Here is a 335-nt window from a genome sequence, read left to right as displayed (position 1 = left end):
TGCCGTTCGACTTGCATGTGTAAAGCATGCCGCCAGCGTTCAATCTGAGCCAGGATCAAACTCTTCAGTTCAATCTCTGTTTTTCCAGCATTGCTGCCGGAGGTCACTCACTCAAAATACTGACGAAATCTCCGAAGAGATTTACGTTTAATTTTGTGCGAGTGTTAAATAATAATTTGAGCATCAGTATCTAAAAGATACCGGGCTTATCTCATCTAACACCCACACTTATCGACTGTTTATTTTTAAAGAAGGCTGCTTACTTTCGTATTCGACGAAGCGTTTTGTTCGTCAGCAGCAGAGAAGCGAGATTATCTAGTGTTTCGTGATTCTCG

1 rRNA gene is annotated in these 335 nt (G+C 41.8%); it reads right to left on the bottom strand.

The features are described from left to right. Positions 1 to 71: ribosomal RNA gene (locus GJ700_RS34770) — 16S ribosomal RNA — on the bottom strand; the annotation flags it as partial. Positions 72 to 335: the final 264 nt, after the last annotated feature.

This window comes from Pseudoduganella rivuli (assembly GCF_009674485.1).
Classification (GTDB): Bacteria; Pseudomonadota; Gammaproteobacteria; order Burkholderiales; family Burkholderiaceae_D; genus Rugamonas; species Rugamonas rivuli_B.
Note: the sequence above shows the minus strand (reverse complement) of the source record. Positions and strands in the feature narration are given on the sequence as shown.